Origin of the sequence: Bacillus sp. AR13-1 (genome assembly GCF_008042285.1) — a bacterium.
Classification (GTDB): Bacteria; Bacillota; Bacilli; order Bacillales; family Bacillaceae_G; genus Bacillus_A; species Bacillus_A mycoides.
Genome location: NZ_QNUA01000039.1, coordinates 1 through 22,552, shown reverse-complemented (window position 1 = coordinate 22,552; position 22,552 = coordinate 1). Strand labels below are relative to the sequence as shown.

The window sequence follows — 22,552 nt, the reverse complement described above, 5'->3', positions numbered from 1 at the left end:
CATACCCCCGTTAATTTTGTAAGATAGCTTTTCTAGCTAATTCATCAGCAACTTTATTTTGACTACTTGGAATCCACTTAATAAAAAAGAGATCGAAACTTTTTATGTACTGCAGTGCTTCCTCTAATAGTGGTGCAAATATTTTATTTTTTGCGTATTCTTTTTCGACAGCTCGCTCGACAAGCTGCGAATCGGTACGAAAAGAGACAATGTTATAATTATGCTCCGTGCAATATTTTAATGCCGCAAGTAAAGCGTGGTATTCTGCTTCATGATTGGACATTGTCCCAAGGGGCAATGATAACTGTACAGCTGGTTGCACCCCTTTAATAAACACTCCTGCACCAGAAGGACCAGGATTTCCTTTTGATGCACCATCAATATATACTTCAATCAAAATGAGAAACCTCCAAATTATAAGATGATCCCCTACTTATATGTTTCTTTGAAGTAGGGGATAGAGTGACTTAGCCGATTGTAATACTATAACGACATGTAAATGTTTCATTCGTTTGTAAAGATTGAATTCCTTTTTTTTCCTTGAAATCTTTTGCCGGATTTACTTCATCAGCAATCCCGTACCAAGGTTCAATACATAAGAAAGGTGCGTTCTCGCCTGGTGTCCATACACCCACAAATGGGAATCCGTCAAATTCTACTTTTACAAATTTATTATGTTTATGAGAACGAATAGAGATTTCATCCGTATTCATATTTTCAAAAATAAGTGCATCATTTTTGAATAAATCGTATGTAAGTGGTAATTCATTCGTATTTTCAGCGATTAATTGCTTTTTACTTGAAAGATAAGGTCCTTCTAATACGCTTGTTTCTAAGCGTTCAGAACCATTAAATGATAAATGATAATCTGTAAATGATTCGCCCTCTAATAAGGGGAAGTTGAAACCAGGATGTGCTCCGATTGAGAAAAACATCTCTTTTGAAGTAGGGTTATTTACTTCATATGTTACATGAACGATTTGTCCATCTAGCTCATAAGAAACGAGTAATTCGAATTCGTATGGGTATTTTTTTAATGTTTCTTCATTACTAGTAACAATATAAGTAATATTCGTTTCACTTTGTTCTTTTACAGAGAATGTAAGATCACGAGCAAAGCCGTGTTGTGTTAAAGAATATGGTTTACCATCTACGTAGTATGTATTATCTACTAATCGGCCGACAATTGGGAATAAAATTGGTGCGCGGCGCCCCCAATAAGTAGAATCGCCTTGCCATAAGTATTCAGTGTTATCTTCTTTTAAGCGAACGCTTTGTAATTCTGCACCTTTGTCAGAAATGGAAACGATCACTTTTTCATTTTGAATTGTTGCTGTCATGAAGTGAAACCTCCTAAATCTTTCATATGTTTTATTATACGTTGTCCAAAAGAAAAAAGGTAGTAAATGATAGGAATCTATTGACGAAAGAGTGCCTATTGCGTAAAATATAATCTTGTTGCTTAAAAACGAATAACGTGGTTCGAAACCATCCCACGTAAAAAAACTAAGGAGATTTTGTCATGAATATAAGGACATTAGTCGGTAATGGTATTTTAGCGGCATTATATATTGCTGTTTCTATGCTTATTCAGCCATTTGGCTTTACCAGTGTACAGTTTCGTATTTCAGAGATGTTTAATCATCTCGTTGTATTCAATAAGAAAGCAATTTACGGGATTGTATTAGGGGTATTTTTAACGAATCTCTTTTTCTCACCTATGATCGCTTATGATTTAGTATTTGGAGTAGGGCAATCCATTCTTGCATTACTTGCAACTATTATTTCTATGCGCTTCATTAAAGGTGTTTGGGCTCGTATGATTTTTAATACAGTTATTTTTACAGTCACAATGTTTATGATTGCAATTGAACTTCATCTTGCGTTTGATCTGCCATTTTTATTGACATGGCTAACTTGTGCAGTTGGTGAATTTGTTGTAATGGCAATTGGTATGCCTGTAATGTACTGGATTAATAAGCGAGTGCAATTTGAAAGATTTATGCAATAGATGAAAGAGCTGTCCTTACTTAGGATGGCTCTTTTTGTATGTGATTAAATTGTATATAATACTGTGACTCTTGATAAAATATAATAAAATAAATATAAGAAGTCTTATAAAAGGGGAATCTAGTATGAAATATAAAATACATTGGTTGTATAAAACGAAGCGTGGTTTACAAACTGAATTAACAACAGATTATATGAACATAGAAGAAGTGCTTCAATTTGCGGAGGATTTTGAGAAAACAGGTAGGGTGAAAGAACTTTTATTTTTCGATGAAATGGACGCGGAATGGTCATTAAAAGAAATGAAAAAACTGAGTAAGCAAGTGGAGGAAGATCCGCAAGAAATTCAAGTTTATTTTGATGGTGGTTATGATGTACAGACGAAAGAAGCTGGGGTTGGTATATGTGTATACTATAAAAAAGGAAATACAAATTACCGAATTCGTCGCAATGCATACATAGAAGGCATATATGATAATAACGAAGCGGAGTATGCAGCATTATTATACGGGATGAATACACTCGAGGAATTAGGAATTAAATATGAAGCAGTTACACTTCGTGGAGATTCTCAAGTTGTACTGCAGCAATTAGCTGGTGAATGGCCTTGCTATGATGAACATTTAAATCATTACTTAGATCAAATTGAACAAAAAGCGAAGCAAATGAAATTAAAACTTATTTGTGAACCGATATCTAGAAAACAAAATAAAGAGGCACATCAATTAGCAGCGCAAGCATTAGAAGGGACGACAATTGATAGTCATAAAGAAATAACCGAATAGAGAGGTGCACACGTGAAGAAGAAGCAACTCATTACAGAGGTAAATGACTTATTAGAAACGTATTGCGGAGGGTGTTTCCTGCAGGAACATAATCGGAAAAATCATAGTAAATACTATGCCCATTCTTTTTGTATACGGCAATGTACGGTTGGAGAGAAGTTGAAAAAGTATGGGGAGCAATTGTCATAAAAAAACATCCAGAGAATTTTCTCTGGATGTTTTTTAGTGCTTCGCTTCATGTAATTGATGCTCGCATTTACTTAATTTTTTTTCTTCATTCATTAGAAATGGCTCATCTAAATCCGTTGCAACGGATTTCATGATTTCAAGCTGAGAACGAGCCGATTCTACTGCAGTAGTGGCATGCTCTAATGTGTCTGGATCCATTGAAATTGTTGCAGAACCTACCATTTTTTGTGCAGTTTCTACACGGAATTTTACTTCTTCAAAATCATTTACATGTGACCCCATTGTTATTGCCTCCTTTGTATTTTGCGCATTTCACATAGTTTTTGCTCTGGAAAACGGAAATATACAAAGGAATAACAAAGGAATAACAAAGGAATAACAAAGGAATAACAAAGGAGGTTACCAAGTAAGGTAACCTCCTGTCATATGTGGGATTAAAGTTTTGCCACGTTAGCAGCTTGAGGTCCACGGTTTCCTTCAGTAATGTCGAAAGATACTTCTTGACCTTCCTCTAAAGCTTTGTAGCCGTCGCTTTGAATAGCAGAGAAATGTACGAATACATCTTCAGAGCCTTCCATTTCGATAAATCCAAAACCTTTTTCATTGTTAAACCATTTTACTTTTCCTTGCATGTCACAATTCCTCCTAAAAACGATTCCTTTTTTCATTTAGTGAAATTCATTAAAAAATAATAAAAATAAAAAATGCTATATTCTCGAATATTCTGCTAAATGATTAATTTAAATATACATGAATTGGTAGAATTTAGTCAAGTAAGCGTTTTAAAAATTTTGTATTTTGAATTAATTTTTTCTTGAGTTTTTAAAAAGGTATAGGACAAGCCGAGTATGTAATATTCTTAAGTGAATGCTGTACATAATGAGGTGAAAGAATGGATGAGTCTTATTTATTAGATAATGAAGGGATGAAAAATAGAGTCGACATACCAAATTGGGTTGCAAAAGAATTTCATGATTTTTCGAGTGTCGTGTTAGAACCAACCTTCCCGTGTTATTTCGGTTTAACAGCTTTGAAGAAGAATGAACTTCGTTATTCATTTCTCTCTCATAATGATTGGAGTCATTTGCCCAATACAATGTTAACTTTTTTGGAGCTAATGAAAGAGCGGCCGATTGTAAGAAGAGGATTTTTTCTTTTTGTGGAACCGGAATGTGAAGAAAAATCAATCGAATATTATCGAGATTATTTTTGGAAAGTACTACAATATTTGCATGAACAAGATAATCAATTATGGCCAAAGCAAATCCCGAAAAATCCAGACCATCATTTATGGGAATTTTCATTTGGTGGTGAACCAATATTTGCATTTGGGAATGCGCCAGCTTATAAACAGCGAAAGACTAGGCATTTAGGAAATTCTCTCGTTATTGGATTCCAGCCACGAACTATTTTCGATGGATTAGAAGGAGATCGTCCTAAAGGGTCGTATTCAAGACAAATGGTCCGTGAACGAGTTGAAAAGTGGGATCAGTTGCCGAAGCACCCTAACATTAGTCACTACGGCGATCCTAATCATCGTGAATGGAAACAATATTTCATAGGGGATGATATTGAGCCGATTAAAGGTAAATGTCCTTTTCATCATAGGGTAGAGAAATAAGAGCCATCAACTGGATGGCTCTTTTGCATATTTTGGATAAAAAAGGGTATTGTATTAGTGAATAATTTTTATGAAAGCTAGTCTATTTTCTTTATTTGCATCATTACTTAATAGTAAAAGAAGTAGAAAGGATAGAGTGATGTTTGGAGCAATTATACAACAAATAGTATTAGGTATTTCATTAGCTGCACCTGTAGGTCCGATTAATATTGAAATGTTAAAACGAGGAATTGAACGTGGATTTTGGCATGCGTGGATTGTTGGAATCGGAGGAATGACTGCTGATATTTTGTTTATGCTGCTTATTTATTTTGGTTTATCTTCTGTGTTTATGTATACATATGTACAAGCTTTTATGTATTGCGCTGGTTTTTTCTTGTTGTTTTATTTAGGGTTTCAAAGTGTAAAACAAGGAATTTCTCACTCTAATATGGAATATAAACAAGAAGAGATAGGTGGACTTAAACAATCTTTTATGGCAGGATTTCTAATTGCGATATCCAATCCATTAAATCTCGTTTTTTGGTTTGGTATATATGGAAGTACACTTAGCTCGTTGCTTACAAAGGTAACGAAACAAGAAGCTTTTTTGTACAGTCTTTGTATTATTGTTGGTATTATTTTGTGGAATTTAAATATTGCTTTTTCTGTACATTTTGGAAGAACTTTATTAAAGAAAAAAGCACTTGGCTATATTACAGCCGGAGCAGGTATTATTTTAGTAGGATATTCTATCCATTTTGCATACAAAGCTTTACAGTTGTTCATATAAGATTGAAGGGGAGATTTTTATGTATCGAACCACTATTGACGGAAAAGAAATTATCATCACTTTAGCACCAAAAATCCGAAAAGAAATTACTGATAGGAATCCACTATATGAAGCGGTATTTAAAAATGCAGCAAGGTTGCTGCAAACGAAACAACCAACGTTTGCGGTAAATCATGAAGTATTTGGGCTTATTATTGGAGAAGTACAAAGGGGTGAAGTAACAGTGTTTGCAGTAGAACACATTATTCCGAAGCAAAATATATTTGGTCCGAACACTTTTTTCTCTACAATAGAACAGCAGGCAAATTTGTAAAGTGAATAGAATAAGAATGAAATAGAAAAAAATGGTCGTAACGATATGTTGCGGCTGTTTTTGTGGAAAAGGGGGAAGTAAGATGAAGAGAGTGGTGAAAGAGTTTTTTTTACAACATGATATTGTTATTATGTATAGTGTTCTATTAATTTTTATTATTATTTTAAAAATGCAATTTTTTACATGGATTGGTATGTTAGCGTGTATGTTTGGGATTGTTTTTTATACGTTTAACGAATATATGACACACCGTTTTTTATTCCATTTAAAGCCGCCTAAAAACGCATTTTTATTAAAAATGTTAAGAAGATTACATTATGATCATCACGTATATCCAGATGATTTAAAACTTTTATTTTTGCCTGTATGGTTTAGTATACCTAGCTTTACTATATATTTACTTATAACGTATGGTATTACAAAAAGTGTTACTGTTACACTTTCATTCGGAATCGGAATGATTATCATGCTCCTCGTTTATGAATGGAAACATTATATTGCACATAAACCGATTCGTCCCTTCACTAAGTTTGGAAGATGGCTAAAAAAACAGCACATATTACACCATTATAAAAATGAAAAGTTTTGGTTCGGAGTTTCAAATCCAGTATTCGATTTTATATTTAGAACACTTAAAGATGGAAAAGACGTTGAATTAAGTGAAACAGCTCGTAATTTAGAAAAGGAGACAAAGAAAGAAGTAGTGCGATAAGCACTACTTCTTTCTTCTATTTTAATGGGAATAAAAGTTTAATCGAATCAATCAAATTTTATGTTAAAAAAGTATATTGAAAATTTAGGAGAAAATGACGAAAAATGTCTATCGAAAAATCTTTGCAGGAATGTACGGATTGTCTAAAATGAAAATAAGTTTCTGAATATTTATAAAATTTAGTATTTATGTATGCAAGGTGAATTGTATTTTAAGTTAAGAGAGGGGACCAGAGAATGAAACGAGATGATACGTCAGCACGTAAGTTAAAAAATGAGGTGAATTATACAGAAGTTGTTCAGTCTGAAGAGTTTCAATTGTTATTAAATACGAAAAAGAAGTTTATCATTCCGATGAGTATTTTCTTTTTAAGTTTTTTTATAGCACTACCTATTTTAACATCGTATTCAAAGGTGCTTAATACACCGGCATTTGGTGATGTGACATGGGCATGGGTATTTGCTTTTGCGCAATTTATTATGACATGGTCATTATGTATGATTTACAGCAAGAAAGCCGAATCCTTTGATGAAATTTCGCAAAAAATTCTGCAAGATATGCAAAAAGGGAGGGGCTGAATTTGAATACTACTGCGTTTGCACTATTTTTAATTATTGTTCTTGGTACGCTCGTCATAACCTATTTTGCATCAAAAAAAACGAAAAATGCGAGTGAATTTTATACGGCTGGAGGGGGATTAACTGGCTGGCAAAATGGTCTGGCTATTGCTGGGGATTACATGTCTGCTGCGTCATTTCTTGGTATAGCCGGAGCGATAGCGTTAACTGGGTTTGATGGGTTCTTTTATAGTATCGGCTTTTTAGTTGCTTATTTAGTTGTTCTATATCTTGTCGCAGAACCGCTTAGAAATTTAGGGAAGTACACGTTAGCGGATATGATTGCGGCACGTTTTGATGCGAAAAAAGTTCGTGGTATAGCAGCGCTTAATACGATGACGATTTCAATTTTTTATATGATTGCACAATTAGTTGGTGCGGGTGCACTTATTAAACTATTATTAGGTATTGAATATACAACATCTGTATTAATCGTAGGTACACTTATGACTGTGTATGTTATTTTTGGAGGAATGACAGCTACGAGCTGGGTTCAAATTGTAAAGGCTGTACTACTTATGGCAGGGACATTTATTATTTCTGTTATCGTTTTCTCCAAATTTAATTTCAGTGTGACTGAAATGTTCGCTCACATGAAAACAGCTACTCCATTAAAAGATTCGTTTTTAAATCCAGGAGTAAAGTATAAGGATGGTCTTGATACACTTTCTTTAAATTTAGGACTAGTCCTTGGTACAGCGGGATTACCACATATTCTTGTCCGCTTTTTTACAGTACGTGATGCAAAAACTGCACGTCAATCTGTTGTATATGCAACGTGGTTAATTGGCGCGTTTTATATTATGACAATTTTCTTAGGGTTTGGAGCAGCAGCGTTTGTAGGAAATGAGGCGATTATTAAAGCAAACCCTGCTGGTAATATGGCAGCACCTTTATTAGCAAAAGCATTAGGCGGAGATTTCTTATTTGCTTTCGTATCAGCAATTGCTTTTGCAACTATTTTAGCTGTAGTAGCAGGACTTGTGTTAACAGCAGCATCAGCATTCGCGCATGATTTTTATAATGAGATTATCCGTAAAGGAAAATCAACGGAAAAAGAGCAAGTGTCAATGGCTCGTTATGCGTCTATTGGAGTAGCGATAGTATCTATTATACTTGCTTTATTTGCTCAAACATTAAACGTAGCATTTTTAGTATCACTAGCATTTGCGGTTGCAGCGAGTGCAAATTTACCGGTTATATTATTTACAATCTATTGGAAGCGTTTTAATACAACAGGAGCAATTTCTGGTATGATTGTTGGTCTTGTATCAGCGATTGTTCTTGTAGCGTTAAGTCCAAATGTTTGGAACCCAGTAGCTGGAAAAGCTATTTTTGTTGGAGAAGCGATATTCCCATATACGACACCTGGAATTATTTCGATCCCGCTCGGGTTTCTTGCAGCATATTTAGGAACTGTTTTCTCTAGTAAGAAAGAAGATGCAGCGAAATTTGATGAAATTCTTGTGAAATCTAATACTGGTCATGGTATTAGTGATGCATCTTCGCATTAAAAAAGAGGAGCTTTTCGAAATATAAGAAAAGCTCCTCTTTCTTTTGACATTTTCTTATAAATATTACTTTAATTTTGGTAGGATTTGTCTTGTGTTTGTGGAATGAAAATAGGCAGGGAGAAATTTAACTCATCATGGCACCAGCGCAGCTTTGTGAAAAATAAGTTGTTATGGAAGGTGGAAGAAATGATGAAGACAAAACAAACCGATGAATTATTAGCAAAAGATGAGCAATATGTGTGGCACGGAATGCGTCCCTTTAGTCCAAGTAGTACAATGGTAGGGGCAAAAGCAGAAGGGTGCTGGGTTGAAGATATACAAGGAAAAAGATACTTAGATGGTATGAGTGGTCTTTGGTGTGTAAATAGCGGATATGGAAGAAAAGAGCTTGCAGAGGCAGCTTATAAGCAATTGCAAACATTATCATATTTTCCGATGTCACAATCACATGAACCAGCAATTAAGCTCGCTGAAAAGTTAAACGAGTGGCTTGGTGGAGAGTATGTTATTTTCTTCTCTAATAGTGGATCAGAAGCGAATGAAACCGCTTTTAAAATAGCAAGACAATATTATGCTCAAAAAGGTGAACCGCATCGTTACAAATTTATGTCACGTTATCGTGGTTATCACGGAAACACAATGGCGACGATGGCAGCGACTGGACAAGCACAGCGTAGATACCAATATGAGCCATTTGCTTCAGGTTTTTTACACGTAACGCCCCCAGATTGTTACCGCATGCCAGAAATGGAATCACAAAATATTTATGATGTAGAGTGTGTGAAAGAAGTAGATCGTGTTATGACATGGGAATTAAGTGAAACGATAGCAGCATTTATTATGGAGCCAATTATTACAGGCGGAGGTATTTTAATGCCACCACAAGACTATATGAAAGCAATTCACGAAACATGTCAAAAACACGGAGCACTACTTATAAGTGATGAAGTTATTTGTGGTTTCGGGCGTACAGGAAAAGCATTTGGGTTTATGAACTATGACGTTAAGCCTGATATCGTTACGATGGCAAAAGGTATTACGAGCGCATATTTACCATTATCAGCAACAGCTGTAAAAAAAGAAATTTATGAGGCATTTAAAGGAACAGGAGAATATGAATTCTTCCGCCATATCAATACATTTGGTGGAAATCCAGCGGCTTGTGCATTAGCGCTTAAAAACTTAGAGATTATGGAAAATGAAAATTTAATTGAGCGCTCTGCACAAATGGGTTCACTTTTATTAAATCAATTAAAAGAAGAAATTGGGGCACATCCGCTTGTTGGAAATATTAGAGGGAAAGGGTTATTAGTTGGAATCGAACTAGTAAATGATAAAGCGACGAAAGAACCAATTGATAATGACAAAATTGCAAGTGTTGTAAATGCTTGTAAAGAAAAAGGGCTCATTATTGGGCGTAACGGTATGACAACAGCAGGATATAATAATGTCTTAACATTGGCACCGCCGCTCGTTATATCAAGTGAAGAAATTGCTTTCGTTGTTGGTACGTTGAAGACGGCGATGGAGCGTATTTAATTAATTGAGCGAGCTGTAATATACAGCTCGCTTTTGTTTATTACGTGAAATAGGATAGCTTTTTAAAGGAAGGGATATTAATGGAGAAATATGACCCTAGTAAACATTATCACATCGGATATTATGAAGATGGATATGATTTAGAAGTGACAGCGTATAAAAGAATAAATGAACCAATTTGGGATGCCTATATTCCACACTATGAGGTAGATGATTTTTACAAAAAAGTGGAGGAAATGAAGCTAGGTGAATATATAGATAATTATGGCATTAAGGTGTATTCATTTAGTAATGATATCGATGATGAAGAAGCGCGAACTATGTTTGAAAACTGGTTAAAAATGAATGGAATTGTTTAAAGATAAAATGAAAAAGGAGATTGCTATCTTATAAGATAGCAATCTCCTTTTATTATATGAAACTTATTTACTTGCTTTCATTGCTTTATCTTTTGCACCAAAAGTGTATTTTAACATTGGTGGTGTAATCATTGTAGTTAAAATAACGACAATAACGATAGCTGTAAAGTAATCTTGTGCTAATAGGCCAGAAGAAAGTCCTGTTCCTGCGATGATAAGTGCAACTTCACCACGAGAAACCATACCAGCACCGATAATTGCAGAAGACTTTGCATCAAATCCAGTGATTCGTGCACCGAATCCACAACCAATTAGTTTTGTGAATACAGCGATAACTGTTAATGCTAAGATGAACCAAATTTGATCGCCAATACCGTCAAATGTAATATTCATACCGATACTAACAAAGAATACTGGAACGAACATAGCGTAAGCAATTGGTTCTACTTTCTTTTCTACTTCATGTTTGTAGTTCGTTTGAGAAATAGCGATACCAGCTGCGAAAGCACCGATAATACCAGCAATTCCTAATAGTTCGCCGAAGTATGCGAATGAGAAACAGATGATAAGCGCAGCACTAACGATAGACTCAGATACGCGAAGCGGTGATAACCAACGCATGATTGCTGGAACACCTTTCCAACCAATTAAAATGATAGAAGCAAAGAATACTACTTTCTTCAAGATAATCATTGTTAAGTTAACGTCATCTGTTCCTAAGAAGCTCATTGCAAATGCTAATAAAATAACAACAAGAATGTCATCAAATACAGCGGCTCCAAGCATCGTCGTACTTTCACGTGTTTTCATTTTACCTAAATCACGAAGTGTTTGAACGGAAATACTAACACTTGTTGCACATAGAAGTAATCCTAAAAAGACAGCATTCCCTTGTTCCATACCGACAACAAGGCCGGCAACGTAACCACCTACGAATGGAAGAACGATACCTCCAAGTGCAACAGCTAAAGAAGAATTACGATTTGCGTTTAATTCTTCTAAGTCTGTTTCAAGTCCTGCCATAAACATTAAAAGAATAACTCCGACATTACTTAATTGTGTTAGAAGCTCTGAATTTTCAATCCATCCGAATATAGCTGGACCGATAACGATACCAACAATTAATTTACCGAGTACAGAAGGTTGACCTAATCTAACACTAAGGTCACCAGCGAGCTTTGTACTTAATAAAATAAGTGCAATCTGAAAGAAAAATTCGAATTCCATTTGATCCTCTCCTCATCATTTTTTATTTTTATCATACGATTTCTCGGAATTTGCCTAATGATAATATGTAAAGATCCATTAAACAAAGGGTCTGATTACGAGTTCTTTTGAACTTGTAATTTGAACCTGTAATTAATATATAATAAAATTTATTAAAAATCAATGAAAAAATAGCAGATTTTCATGAGAGGATTCGTTTTAGAAACGGGGGATATAGATATATAATAGGAAGTAATAAAGTTTACATATAATGAATGGAGAAAGAAAAATGTTATTAAATCAACGTTTTACAATTGGGGAAATGGCGAAAATGCATAATATAGCGGAATCTACATTACGTTATTATGATGAAAAAGGGATTTTTCATCCGTCAATTGTTGACCCTCAAACCAATTATCGTTATTACACAATTGATCAGTTTTCACTATTAGATACGATTAAATTTTTACGCCAATTGAACATCCCGTTAAAGGAAATAAAGAAATATATTGATGAACGAAATCCATCTTATGCGCTGAATTTACTTGAAAAACAACAAGAAATGATGCTGAAAAAACAAAGAGAAATCGAGTATGCTTTGGCAAAAATGGAACATAAAATCCATTTAATGAAGAAAGCGACGAAATCTGAAGCAAATCAAATTATTTATAAAAAGATACCGAAACGAAAAATTACAGCAATTGCAGTTGCACCAAATACAACGGATGATATGTTTGAATATTATATCCATTCGTTGCAAAAAAATATGAAGCAAATTGATAATAGTTTATTTTCAGGTGATATCGGTGTAACAGTTTCAAAAAAAGCATTAATGCAAAATGAGTTTCAAGCATATAACAGTGTGTTTATTTTATTGGATTACATGCCTTTTGAAGCGCATACTTCAGATGAAATAAAAGAAGGGATATTTGCCTGTTCTTATCACCATGGACCATATGAAGAAACAGACGCAACGTATACGGAATTATTAAAGCACATTGATAACGAAGGATATGAAGTGTGCGGAGATGCACTGGAACTTGCATTAATTGATTGGTCCGTAACAGAAAATCCGAAGGAGCAAGTAACGGAAATTCAAATACCTGTTGTTAAAAAATAGGCTTATATATTTTTCGATTCTCTATTGACCTTCAAGTAACTTGAAGGTTTAAACTGTGAACAGAGCATTGAAAAAGGAGCATTTATATGATGGAAACAACAGAAAAATTAAGAGAAAAACCAATTAAAAGTTTATTTATTACGTATTTAATACCAGCTGTTCTTGGGATGGTATTAATGTCGGTTAATATTGTGATTGATGCAGTCATGATTAGTAGAGGAGTTGGAGCGAACGGTTTAGCCGGAGTAAACGTAGCTATTCCAGCATTTTCAATTTTCTTCTCCATTTCATTATGGATTGGAATGGGCGGAGCAACGCTATATTCCATTGCACTAGGTGAAAATAAACTGGAAAGAGCAAGGTCTATCTTTACTCAATCTATGACAGTAGCAGTTGTTATCGTGGGCGTTTTAGCGGCTATTTGCTTATGGAGAATAGAAGATTTAGCATATTTATTTGGTGCGAATGAAGTGATTTTACCATACGCATTAGACTATTTACAGGTGTTATTAACATTTGGAATGATATACGTTTTAGAAAATATTTTAAGTACATTTATACGAAATGACGGCAATCCTAATTTAGCAATGGCAGGTCTTGTTGTAACGGCTGTATTAAATATAGTGTTCGACTATATTTTTATTTTCATCTTTGGATGGGGTGTAACTGGTGCTGCTTCAGCTACTATTCTTTCGGCGGCAATTGGTTTCCTTGTATTATTAACTCACTTCTTTAGAAAAAGTAGTATTTTAAAATGGACGAAATTCCATTTTGAATGGGATACGGTTAAACAAATTATGGTGATCGGTTTCCCAAGTTTTACAGCAGAAAGTACAGTTGCAATCGTAACAATCGGTTTTAACATTGCATTCGTTCAATATGCAGGAGAAATAGGAGTCGCTTCCTATGCGATGGTGAATAGTATTCATGCAATGACATTACTATTATTCTTCGGTGTTGGTGCAGCATTACAACCAATCGCTAGTTTCCATTACGGTGCAAACTTATCAGAAAGATTGCGTGAAGGATTACAGTTTGCTGTGAAAATTGCGCTTGTACTCGGAGGCATTGCGATTGTTGTCGGTTTATTCTTTGGGAAATATATTATAGGTTTATTTAATGTTCAATCGCCAGAACTATTGGAGTTAACGTTAACAGGTATTAGTTTATTCTTTATTCAATATGTATTTTTAGGCTATAACATTGTGTATGGAGAGTATTTCCAATCAGTGCGACAAACGAAAAAATCAGTACTTATAATAATGAGCCGAGGTTTACTATTTGTTATCCCATTGTTATGGATTATGCCAAAAGTATTTGGTATAAACGGAATTTGGCTCGTTATGCCAGTAGCGGAAGTATTGACAGCAATTATCATATTTACGATGAATCGTATGAAACATCCTGTTCCGTTAAACATGGCGAGAGAGAAAAAAGCAATATAGTGAAGAAAATCCCCTTGAACAAGTAAGGGGATTTTTTTTCATTCTTTTAAACTAATCGCAAAAGATCCATCTGTCTCCTGCACAGAAGCGAAAGCCACATTTTTAATATTTGTAACGCCTTTCTCCATTAACTCTGCATGTAACCACTTTTCATTTTTATGGATTAATTTTAAGTTATCGTATTGAATTTGTGAATCAACGATAAGAGCAATTGGTAAGCCTGCATACTTAACATTTATATTCAAATCTTTTGGAGTCAGAGGCACAAGTTCTCTTTTTGGTAAAATACTAATAGCTCCATTCGCTTCTAATATCGCATACTCAATTTCATGAACACTTGGATATCCTGCGACGCGAAGGTTAGAAAGCAATTCAGGGATCGGATATCTACTTTTTTGTAAGTTCTCAAAAATAATATCACCATGTTTAATTAAAATAATGGGGTGTCCGAGAATAAAACGATTTAGTTTGTTGAGTAGGCTTAATTTTGTAAGAAGCAAATGCAAACATGTAATAACGACCATACCGAGAAATGCTTGTAAAGCACCAGCGACTGGTATGGCTTGAAAAGCTAAATAAGATAAAAAGATAATAGCCCCAAAATCATGAGGAGTTAGTTGTGCTAATGCAGATTTACCAAGTAGCTTAAGTGATAGTAAAAATAAGATGAAAAAGAATGATACGTTACATAAAAAGAGAAGCAATAGGGACACTCCTTCGTGCGAAGTTGTACTTACTATTCCCGAAATTAATAGAAATATTACCTTTTGGAGGATAAATTAGGCTTAATTGGAATTTGTCTGTATACAAACGAATAAATGGATATTATGATGAAGGAAGTAAAGGGAATAGGGGTATATGGATATGAGAAAGAAGAAAATAATCAAGTATATTTTAGTTGTTATAATGATTTGCCCCGTATATGCGGGGTTTTTACAATATAACATTTATAAGCATGGGCATATGAATGCAATTGATGATGCGGATTATATAATTGTACTAGGATCGAAAGTAAATGGAACAAAACCTTCGTATTCATTGCAATATCGTATTGATAAAGCAGCTGAGTATTTAAAATTACATGATAAAACAATTGCTATTGTATCTGGAGGCCAAGGAAAAGGTGAAGATATTACAGAAGCATTAGCGATGAAACAAGGATTAATGAAACAAAATATTGCAGAAGACCGCATTATAATGGAAGATAAGTCGACGAGCACAGATGAAAATATTAAATTCTCAAAACCGTTAATTCCAGCCAATATGAAAAAAGGTATGATCGTAACAAACGATTTCCATATGTTTAGAGCGAAAAAAATAGCTGCAAAACAAGGTTTGCAATTAGAAGGGCTTCCGGCCAAAACACCGAAGCCAATTATCATTCCATCGAATGTACGAGAATATTTAGCGATTACGCAATATTGGTTTATGAATCGAATATAGTTAAAGTAATCCCGCCCAAAATTTGAGGCGGGATTTATTTCGAGGGAAATCTTACAAAAATGTCATGTTCATGAAAGGTAAAGCGATAGTTTCTGGAAAGGTTTCCTGACATAATGAAGGTAACAAAAAACTTTAGAGGTGAATCGTATGAAAGGAAATAATATTTTATCCTCGCTATGTTATTTTAGTATCTTTTTTGCACCATTTTTACTACCAATTATTGTTTACTTCGTTGCGGAAGATGAAGTGAAATATCATGCGAAAAAAGCATTTTGGTCACATGTTTTCCCATATGCAATTTTATTTGGAGGGTTAGCTTTATCAGGAGTATACGGTTTAAGTTTCAATCAGTCTGAGAGCGTTGGAATTGGGATGGTTATAACGTATGCAGTGTTTATTCTTGTAGGAATTTACTACTTCATTTGGAATATTGTTAAAGGTATTAAAGTATTGAAAGCAGCTTAACATTGTCGTTATGTGTGTAAAGTCGATATAATTTCATTTACCATATTAATATGTATTTAAAAAAGAGCAACTCACAAAGGAGTGCTCTTTTTTTGCTTATAAGTTGTGAATAATGAAAAAGATATGTTAATTTTTTATTATGAAGAGAAAAAAGGAGTGGTTTTTATGAATGAGATGATACATAAAATGGAGCAACACGTTTCAGTTCGTAAATATAAAGAAGAACCAATTTCAAAAGAGATAGTAGAAAGAATGGTGCAAGCTGCGCAGCATGCAGCTTCCTCACATTTTGTACAGGCGTATTCTCTTATATATGTAACAGATCAGGAACTAAAGGTTAAACTAGCTGAATTATCCGGGAATCGTCATGTGAAAGACTGCGCAGCATTCTTTGTATGCTGTGCGGATTTAAAACGTCTAGAAACTGCATGTGAGAAACATGGAACAGAAATTAAACATGAGGGAGTAGAGGACTTTATTGTAGCAACAGTAGATGCCTCATTATTTGCACAAAACTTAGCACTTGCAGCTGAATCATTAGGATACGGCATTTGTTATATTGGCGGAATTCGTAATAACCCGAAAGAAGTGAGTGAATTGCTTTATTTACCGGATAAAGTATATCCGGTATTCGGAATGACAGTGGGCGTACCAAATGAAGAGCATGGAGTTAAGCCGCGTTTACCGGTAGCGGCCATTCTTCATGAAAATGGATACGATGAAAAGAAATATGATGAATTATTAAACGAATATGATGAAACGATGAGTGCGTATTACAAAGAAAGATCGTCAAATCAAAAAAACGTAACATGGACGGAATCAATGAGCTCATTTATGTCCAAAGAGAAAAGAATGCATATGAAAGAGTTTTTAAATGAAAAAGGATTAAATAAGAAATAAGTAAAAAGGCAAACCTGAGATGTTAGCTTAAGTTATAACATCACATGCAAAACCGAAGCTAAGAAAGCGAGACTCGCTTTCTCAACTTCGGTTTTTATTTGTTATTATATAAAATGAAAATAAAAATTAATAAATTTTTACAAAAGTGATAGAAAATGAGAATGAAATGCCAATAGTAAGTAAAAGCAGCTGCTAAAGGGGAACTGAGGAAGGAAGATGTTTATGATTTTCGATTCTGAAGAGGATTTAATTATAGCTATGAAAAAACGCGATCAAGATGCTTTGAAAGAAGTAATTGATCAATATGGAAAATTAATTTTGTACATTATTCATAAATCATTAAGTACCCCTATTGAAAAACAATATGTGGATGATTGTTATAATGATGTATTTACTATCATTTGGTTTAATATCGAACAATTTGATATAGAAAAGGGAAACTTAAAATCTTGGATGATTGGTATTACTAAATTAAAGGCATTGGAATATAAAAAGAAAGTATATAAAGAGAATAAAATCGATAAAGACGTAGAAATAGATACAAGTATCCATGATAGGTATGAAATAGAACAAGAAGAAGAGATTATGGAACTCGTACAAGATTTAAATACAAAGGATCGGTATATCTTTTTAAAGAGGTATATTGATGGGTATTCCATTGACGATATTGCGAAAGAATTAAAAGTAACGGCTGACTATATATACAATCGAATTTCTCGTGGAAAGAAAAAACTTCAAAAACTGTGGAAAGGGAGTGTGTAATATGGATAAAAGATTATTATCGATGTTAAATGAGCTCCAATATTCAGAAGAAGAAATTACACGTTTAGAGAAAGAAGCGAATGATTCTATAAATATAGATAAGTATTATGTGAGAAATGGAGAACTGCTAAAAAAATTAACTTTACAAATGCTTGAAGAGTCAATTCGCGAAGAGTTACAAAAAAAATGAAGAAATTGAGGATGAACTGTTAGTAGAAGAGGGATGCATGGTAAATACAAAAGTAATACCGAATATTTATACTGTAGGTGCAACTTTTTACTATTATATCGTTTTAACAAATAAAAGGTTGCTGATGAAAGGATTAGATTGTTATTTTAAAAAGGTAAATGAATACAGTATGTTAATAGAAGATATTCAAGCAATTTCACAACATAAAAAAATGAAAAACGTATACGGGATTAAATATAATAAAAAATATATACAATTTGGAAGTATAGAGCACGAACAAGAACTAGCTATGATTATTATGAAATTAAAACAGCATGGAGTAAAAGAAGAGAAATATAAAGATTTTGAGAAAGGCTGGATGATTTATTTCAATGTTCTTGTCATAGTAACATCCGGTCTTTTATTTTTAAAATATTTAATGTAAAAAGCGGCATAATAGCCGCTTTTTATGGTTTAGTTAGTATTCTATTGATGATCTTGTAGCTTTAAAATATTCTTCTCATGAAAGAATCATCAGTGGGACTACTAATTGTAAACTGACAATAAAGTTATTTAATTTAAAAACTTAAAACACGTATAACCCCGTTCCGATTTTAAGACGGGGTTAAAATAAATTTGTTTAATTTTTGATGTGAAATACTCCACTGCACTTAAAAATACACCAAACCAATAAATTCGTTTAGATCTATGTGTTATCGCACACTCTAAAGCACCTTCTAATTTAAAAAACTTATTTATAACAAATTCAAACTTTCAATGAGAAGATAAATGCCTGTACAACTCAAAAGGGTATATGTAAAAAATTTAAAAATCCGTTGATTAAGCCATTTGAAAATAATTTGGCCTATAAACAAACCTAAAAATACAATTGGAATTGCATAAAAACTTGATTCCCAAATTGCTTTGTTTGTGCCAGTAAAGAGTATTTGAGTGACTAGACTAATGAAATATATAAACAGATAAAAAGCCAATGTAGTTGCTCTTAACTTCTCTTTTTTCGTATCAGTTCCTGTAAAGTAAAGTAACAGGGGTGGTCCTGGCATACCGATACTTGTCGTTAAAAGACCGGATAATCCACCCACTAAGAAATCTCTAGATTTTGTTGATTTAATCTTAAAGTTGCATATTAGCATCAACGTTAATAGTAAGAGCAGGATGCTAATTGCTAATTTAAATGTGTTGATGTTAATGGAAATGAAAATTAAAATACCAAAAGGAACACCAACTATACTTCCGAAAATTAATCTTTTCAGTAGAATAAAATCAATGTCCATTCTTATTTTCCAAATGAGTGATATGGAAATAATTAATGATAAAATGATATTTATTTGTATAGCTTCTTGTGGTAGAAATAACATGAGCAAGAAAGGTGTTGCCATAATAGAAAAGCCAAAACCTGTACTTGTTTGTAAAATAGAAGCTACTAATATAATACATATGAAAATGAATATAATCTCCAAAATAGCCCCCCTACATAATTAGATCCAATAAATATTTTAACATAAAGTGAAATTTTAATCAGTGGGGGTTTTGTTCATCCCCCACTGATTATTAGCCCACACCAATTGGGATCTTGCTGCCCGGCAAATAGCCGCTTTTTATGTTGCGGTTAATATTCCAAAGATGATCCTGTAGCTTTAAAATATTTTTCTCGTGAAGGCGTCATTACCCGGATTGCTAATAAACAGGAAAGGAAAAGAATGAGTAATGAACTACTGATTACAGTAATTTGAACGGAAAGAAATTGTGCGGATGCTCCAATTGCTAAAATGAAAAAGATTTGGATGAAATTTTTTATTGAATCAAACACGCTATCGATACGTCCTATCATATGTACAGGGATGTTATTTTGATAAAATGTTATAAAGCCAGTACCGGCAAATGATGAAGAAATGCCAAGTAAAATGAAACCGCTCGCTGCGACTATAAATGAATTTGAAAAGGCAAAAATCACATAACCTATTGCTGTGAAAATCATACCTAATCCGATACAATGTTGAATTGGTAATCGTTTGGCAAATAGAGAGACGAGAAATGAACCGAAAACGTAAGCGGCACCAGTTATACTAACAAGCATGCTATATTCTATATCGGATAAAAACAGTACTTGATTTGTGAAAACAACTTCTTGTGAATCGAGTGCCATAGAAACAAGCATAGTAGCTTGAAATAAAACGAATATGAGAATTATGTAAGTTTCCGTTCGAGCGAATGAAAAAACTTGTTTCCAATCACTTCGTAATGTTTGTAAGAAAGTATTTGAAACCTCTTCGTTTTGCTTTGTTTGTAATGTAATGTTTGGCAAGAAGTAAATGAGAATGGTAGAAAGTAGAAATGAAAGTGAGTTGCAGTAAATAACAAAGGATGCTGAGTACGTGGTGAGAAGTATTCCAGCAAGGGCTGGACCGATAATAAAAGCCCCGTTTGTACATAGGCTATTCCAAGCATTAAATTGAGCACGATCTTCAGCTCGTATAAGCATTGTTTTATAAGTGAATGAAGCTGGATCGAAAAATGATGTAGCAATGCGAGTCAAAAAGATAAAAATATAAATGACCCAAATAGAATCAAATAGTGGAATACAGCCAATGAGAGCTGCTCAAATTATATCTGTGATGAGCATAATTGACCGCTTATTTAATCGATCTACAATACTACCAGACCATATTTTTGTAACGACGGTGGCAATTGGACCGACAATCCATAGGCCTGCTACAGCAGCGGGAGAGTTTGTACTATTTAACACCATTAAGTTTAGAGCTATGAGGTACATAAAATCACCTAAACGAGAAATGCCTGTGCCCGACAATAATAATAATTTATTTTTCATAAACAATTGGACCTTTCTTTCATTGTTTTTTAATCCGGCAGGAAATAGCGTATTCTTCTTCTGAGGCTGATTGACGAGCGGTTTTGCTTTCCCAGCGTAATAAAACTTGTGAGATCTCCCAAGTGAGTTGTTGTAATTCCTCTGGAGTTAAAAATAAATGAGATACAATATGGCTCCCTGTATTTGTTCCTTCAGTGCCTGCTTCTTCAATATAGAAGTGAGCAGATTTTGCTTTATAGTACTTTTCAATAATCCCCCGTTTTTCCTTTGTATCTACTAATTCAAGTAAGCCTCCGTCAAATAAAATTTGGATGTGATAGTGAACGCTACCAGCAGATTTATTTAGTTTAGTAGATACTTGTTTTGCAGTGAGTGTTTCGTCTTTTAAAAGGTGAAGAATTTGAATGCGAGTTGCATTGGAAATTAGCTTTTGTTGTTCTGCTGAAATGGTAAGTCGATCTTCAAACATTTTGTTAGCTCCTTTCTTATAATCTAAATTTATTGTACGTTCTAAAAAATTAGATTGTAAGAGAAATAAATCGCCTTTTTCTTGTGAATTTCGACATAAATAAAAATGGCATGTACATATACATGCCATTAAGTGATAGTAGATTCTTCACTAGGCTCCCCATGATAAAACAAGAACAGCCATATAAAACTAACGAAAATACAGCATATAGCTAACAAGATACCAATCACTTGCGGAGAAAGAATTTCTAAAAGCCATCCTGTAATAAACATAGATAACAAGCGATCCATAGATGGAATAATGAAATGAAAAAACAGCTCAAATATGAGCTGTTTTCGTATAGTTTTTAGTTAACATATTTTATTCATTTAGGGTTTAGCAAAAAGGATACGTATTATATTTAAAACCCTCCGCCGCCACCCCAACAGCTACATCCGATAATGATTAGAAGGATGAATAGCACGATGAGTAAAGCAAATCCACCGCCGAAACCAGCGCAACTACCACCAAAGCTCATGTTTTTTCCTCCTTTTTAGGAAATTAATCTATATAACTAATGGATTACTTTATAAGATATGTTTTTATTTAGAAAAGGAGCAAGTCTTACTTCTAATTAGACAAGAGCCTGTGATCGGATTTAAATGTGATATTTACTTTGTTTCATAGCGCTTTTTTTAAAATGGTAAAACAATATGGAAGTGTATACTAGGTGAATGTATTGCAAATGAAAGGGGTATGTAACTTACAATTACATTAAAATTTCTTTTCATAAATATAAAATTTGTAAAAAAAGCCATTTTTTTATTTTTTTATGAGTGGAAATGTACTATAATTTTACAAGTAATATTATGGGAAAAGGGAGTTTTAGTATAGAGATGGAGATGGGACAATTACACAATAAAATAGAACACAAAAAGAAAGAGTTAATTCAACTTGTTGCTAGGCATGGATTAGATCATGATAAAGTTTTGTTATTTAGTCGAGATTTAGATATACTAATTAATAAGTTTATGAATATAAAAGGCAAAGTATGTAAGTGATTAATCTTTAATTTTTTATATTAGGATTATTTACTGATAAAGGAGAGAACAGTTATTGGAACATTTACAAGAAGAGTTGTATAAACAAATAAAAGAAGAAAAAGGTGCAGTTACTATATTTTTAAAGAGCGGAGTAAGAATAGTAGGGAAAGTAGTTGGAGTAGATAGATTTACAGTATTAATATTAGTAGATGGAAAACAACAACTTATTTATAAGCAGGCAATATCAACAATTATGAAATAAGACACTC

28 protein-coding genes, 3 pseudogenes and 1 riboswitch are annotated in these 22,552 nt (G+C 33.6%); of the genes and pseudogenes, 20 read left to right on the top strand and 11 right to left on the bottom strand.

Annotated features, from left to right (window positions below):
- Window positions 1-10 precede the first annotated feature (10 nt).
- Together DN408_RS24315 and DN408_RS24310 are read right to left on the bottom strand one after the other, a co-directional pair.
- On the bottom strand, window positions 11-397 hold the full coding sequence (locus tag DN408_RS24315; protein WP_002011911.1) for a reverse transcriptase-like protein: 387 nt from the start codon (window positions 395-397) through the stop codon (window positions 11-13).
- 70 nt (window positions 398-467) lie between these two features.
- Entirely contained in the window at window positions 468-1,340 is an 873-nt protein-coding gene (locus DN408_RS24310; protein WP_002086548.1) for an aldose 1-epimerase family protein, read from the bottom strand.
- A gap of 131 nt (window positions 1,341-1,471) precedes the next feature.
- A riboswitch (PreQ1 riboswitch) is annotated at window positions 1,472-1,516 on the top strand.
- A 6-nt stretch (window positions 1,517-1,522) separates the two neighbouring features.
- Here DN408_RS24310 and DN408_RS24305 point away from each other — a divergent pair.
- From DN408_RS24305 to DN408_RS24295, 3 genes are all read left to right on the top strand, one after another.
- A complete protein-coding gene (locus DN408_RS24305; RefSeq protein ID WP_002011909.1) occupies window positions 1,523-2,011 on the top strand; it encodes a QueT transporter family protein in 489 nt (162 codons plus the stop codon).
- A gap of 124 nt (window positions 2,012-2,135) precedes the next feature.
- Entirely contained in the window at window positions 2,136-2,795 is a 660-nt protein-coding gene (locus tag DN408_RS24300) for a ribonuclease H family protein (RefSeq protein ID WP_002126525.1), read from the top strand.
- Between the two features lie 12 nt (window positions 2,796-2,807).
- A complete protein-coding gene (locus DN408_RS24295) occupies window positions 2,808-2,984 on the top strand; it encodes a zinc-finger domain-containing protein (RefSeq protein WP_002011906.1) in 177 nt (58 codons plus the stop codon).
- Between the two features lie 33 nt (window positions 2,985-3,017).
- Here the strand turns inward: DN408_RS24295 and DN408_RS24290 are convergent, their stop codons facing one another.
- Window positions 3,018-3,266: a DUF2564 family protein gene (locus DN408_RS24290; protein WP_002011905.1), complete on the bottom strand. Its 249-nt coding sequence runs from the start codon at window positions 3,264-3,266 to the stop codon at window positions 3,018-3,020.
- A 152-nt stretch (window positions 3,267-3,418) separates the two neighbouring features.
- Window positions 3,419-3,616, bottom strand: coding sequence for a cold shock-like protein CspB (cspB, locus tag DN408_RS24285; protein WP_002011904.1), 198 nt, complete (start codon window positions 3,614-3,616; stop codon window positions 3,419-3,421).
- A 260-nt stretch (window positions 3,617-3,876) separates the two neighbouring features.
- On the opposite strand from cspB, the gene DN408_RS24280 reads away from it, so the two are divergent.
- The 8 genes from DN408_RS24280 to DN408_RS24245 all read left to right on the top strand — a co-directional run bounded on the left by DN408_RS24280 (window position 3,877) and on the right by DN408_RS24245 (window position 10,431).
- The gene (locus DN408_RS24280; protein ID WP_002030884.1) at window positions 3,877-4,605 is read left to right on the top strand and encodes a YqcI/YcgG family protein; all 729 of its coding nucleotides are present in this window, start codon (window positions 3,877-3,879) and stop codon (window positions 4,603-4,605) included.
- 139 nt (window positions 4,606-4,744) lie between these two features.
- Entirely contained in the window at window positions 4,745-5,377 is a 633-nt protein-coding gene (locus tag DN408_RS24275) for a LysE family transporter (protein ID WP_002030886.1), read from the top strand.
- A 19-nt stretch (window positions 5,378-5,396) separates the two neighbouring features.
- Window positions 5,397-5,690, top strand: a complete 294-nt coding sequence (locus DN408_RS24270) for a hypothetical protein (RefSeq protein WP_002011898.1) — start codon at window positions 5,397-5,399, stop codon at window positions 5,688-5,690.
- 82 nt (window positions 5,691-5,772) lie between these two features.
- Window positions 5,773-6,402: a sterol desaturase family protein gene (locus DN408_RS24265; RefSeq protein WP_002126527.1), complete on the top strand. Its 630-nt coding sequence runs from the start codon at window positions 5,773-5,775 to the stop codon at window positions 6,400-6,402.
- Window positions 6,403-6,638: 236 nt separating this feature from the next.
- Window positions 6,639-6,980, top strand: coding sequence for a DUF485 domain-containing protein (locus tag DN408_RS24260; protein WP_002011894.1), 342 nt, complete (start codon window positions 6,639-6,641; stop codon window positions 6,978-6,980).
- 2 nt (window positions 6,981-6,982) lie between these two features.
- Window positions 6,983-8,533 (top strand): solute symporter family protein, encoded by a 1,551-nt coding sequence (locus DN408_RS24255; protein WP_002011892.1) that lies wholly within the window; start codon window positions 6,983-6,985, stop codon window positions 8,531-8,533.
- A 189-nt stretch (window positions 8,534-8,722) separates the two neighbouring features.
- On the top strand, window positions 8,723-10,072 hold the full coding sequence (locus DN408_RS24250) for an aspartate aminotransferase family protein (RefSeq protein WP_002126530.1): 1,350 nt from the start codon (window positions 8,723-8,725) through the stop codon (window positions 10,070-10,072).
- 80 nt (window positions 10,073-10,152) lie between these two features.
- A complete protein-coding gene (locus DN408_RS24245; RefSeq protein WP_078178008.1) occupies window positions 10,153-10,431 on the top strand; it encodes a DUF3986 family protein in 279 nt (92 codons plus the stop codon).
- 63 nt (window positions 10,432-10,494) lie between these two features.
- Here the strand turns inward: DN408_RS24245 and DN408_RS24240 are convergent, their stop codons facing one another.
- Window positions 10,495-11,658: a cation:proton antiporter gene (locus DN408_RS24240; protein ID WP_002011888.1), complete on the bottom strand. Its 1,164-nt coding sequence runs from the start codon at window positions 11,656-11,658 to the stop codon at window positions 10,495-10,497.
- A gap of 268 nt (window positions 11,659-11,926) precedes the next feature.
- Here DN408_RS24240 and DN408_RS24235 point away from each other — a divergent pair, with 268 nt between their 5' ends.
- Together DN408_RS24235 and DN408_RS24230 are read left to right on the top strand one after the other, a co-directional pair.
- Complete coding sequence (locus DN408_RS24235) at window positions 11,927-12,757, top strand: MerR family transcriptional regulator (protein ID WP_002086530.1); 831 nt, start codon at window positions 11,927-11,929, stop codon at window positions 12,755-12,757.
- 89 nt (window positions 12,758-12,846) lie between these two features.
- Window positions 12,847-14,202, top strand: coding sequence for an MATE family efflux transporter (locus DN408_RS24230; protein ID WP_033708219.1), 1,356 nt, complete (start codon window positions 12,847-12,849; stop codon window positions 14,200-14,202).
- A 38-nt stretch (window positions 14,203-14,240) separates the two neighbouring features.
- Here the strand turns inward: DN408_RS24230 and DN408_RS24225 are convergent, their stop codons facing one another.
- On the bottom strand, window positions 14,241-14,906 hold the full coding sequence (locus DN408_RS24225; protein WP_002126540.1) for a DUF421 domain-containing protein: 666 nt from the start codon (window positions 14,904-14,906) through the stop codon (window positions 14,241-14,243).
- 202 nt (window positions 14,907-15,108) lie between these two features.
- Between DN408_RS24225 and DN408_RS24220 the strand changes: the two genes are divergently transcribed.
- From DN408_RS24220 to DN408_RS24200, 5 genes and pseudogenes are all read left to right on the top strand, one after another.
- Complete coding sequence (locus DN408_RS24220) at window positions 15,109-15,645, top strand: YdcF family protein (RefSeq protein WP_321147129.1); 537 nt, start codon at window positions 15,109-15,111, stop codon at window positions 15,643-15,645.
- Between the two features lie 147 nt (window positions 15,646-15,792).
- Window positions 15,793-16,110 (top strand): magnetosome magnetite crystal formation protein family, encoded by a 318-nt coding sequence (locus DN408_RS24215; RefSeq protein WP_002011879.1) that lies wholly within the window; start codon window positions 15,793-15,795, stop codon window positions 16,108-16,110.
- A 165-nt stretch (window positions 16,111-16,275) separates the two neighbouring features.
- Window positions 16,276-17,010 (top strand): oxygen-insensitive NADPH nitroreductase, encoded by a 735-nt coding sequence (nfsA, locus tag DN408_RS24210; RefSeq protein ID WP_002126543.1) that lies wholly within the window; start codon window positions 16,276-16,278, stop codon window positions 17,008-17,010.
- A 216-nt stretch (window positions 17,011-17,226) separates the two neighbouring features.
- Window positions 17,227-17,772 carry a sigma-70 family RNA polymerase sigma factor gene (locus tag DN408_RS24205; RefSeq protein WP_063226112.1) on the top strand — a complete coding sequence of 182 codons (546 nt, stop codon included), beginning with the start codon at window positions 17,227-17,229 and terminating at the stop codon, window positions 17,770-17,772.
- Window position 17,773: 1 nt separating this feature from the next.
- A pseudogene (locus tag DN408_RS24200) lies at window positions 17,774-18,386 on the top strand (flagellar motor switch protein FliG).
- A gap of 310 nt (window positions 18,387-18,696) precedes the next feature.
- Here DN408_RS24200 and DN408_RS24195 read toward each other — a convergent pair.
- The 5 genes and pseudogenes from DN408_RS24195 to DN408_RS24175 all read right to left on the bottom strand — a co-directional run bounded on the left by DN408_RS24195 (window position 18,697) and on the right by DN408_RS24175 (window position 21,778).
- Complete coding sequence (locus DN408_RS24195; protein ID WP_147740420.1) at window positions 18,697-19,422, bottom strand: sulfite exporter TauE/SafE family protein; 726 nt, start codon at window positions 19,420-19,422, stop codon at window positions 18,697-18,699.
- A gap of 149 nt (window positions 19,423-19,571) precedes the next feature.
- Window positions 19,572-20,792: pseudogene (locus DN408_RS24190) on the bottom strand (MFS transporter).
- Between the two features lie 19 nt (window positions 20,793-20,811).
- Window positions 20,812-21,261 (bottom strand): ArsR/SmtB family transcription factor, encoded by a 450-nt coding sequence (locus DN408_RS24185; protein ID WP_000461279.1) that lies wholly within the window; start codon window positions 21,259-21,261, stop codon window positions 20,812-20,814.
- A 128-nt stretch (window positions 21,262-21,389) separates the two neighbouring features.
- A pseudogene (locus DN408_RS24180) lies at window positions 21,390-21,576 on the bottom strand (MFS transporter); the annotation flags it as partial.
- An 85-nt stretch (window positions 21,577-21,661) separates the two neighbouring features.
- Complete coding sequence (locus DN408_RS24175; protein ID WP_000007805.1) at window positions 21,662-21,778, bottom strand: YjcZ family sporulation protein; 117 nt, start codon at window positions 21,776-21,778, stop codon at window positions 21,662-21,664.
- 304 nt (window positions 21,779-22,082) lie between these two features.
- Between DN408_RS24175 and DN408_RS24170 the strand changes: the two genes are divergently transcribed.
- Complete coding sequence (locus DN408_RS24170) at window positions 22,083-22,301, top strand: aspartyl-phosphate phosphatase Spo0E family protein (RefSeq protein WP_002141097.1); 219 nt, start codon at window positions 22,083-22,085, stop codon at window positions 22,299-22,301.
- Window positions 22,302-22,356: 55 nt separating this feature from the next.
- The gene (gene hfq / locus DN408_RS24165; RefSeq protein WP_147740419.1) at window positions 22,357-22,545 is read left to right on the top strand and encodes an RNA chaperone Hfq; all 189 of its coding nucleotides are present in this window, start codon (window positions 22,357-22,359) and stop codon (window positions 22,543-22,545) included.
- The last annotated feature ends 7 nt before the right edge of the window (window positions 22,546-22,552 follow it).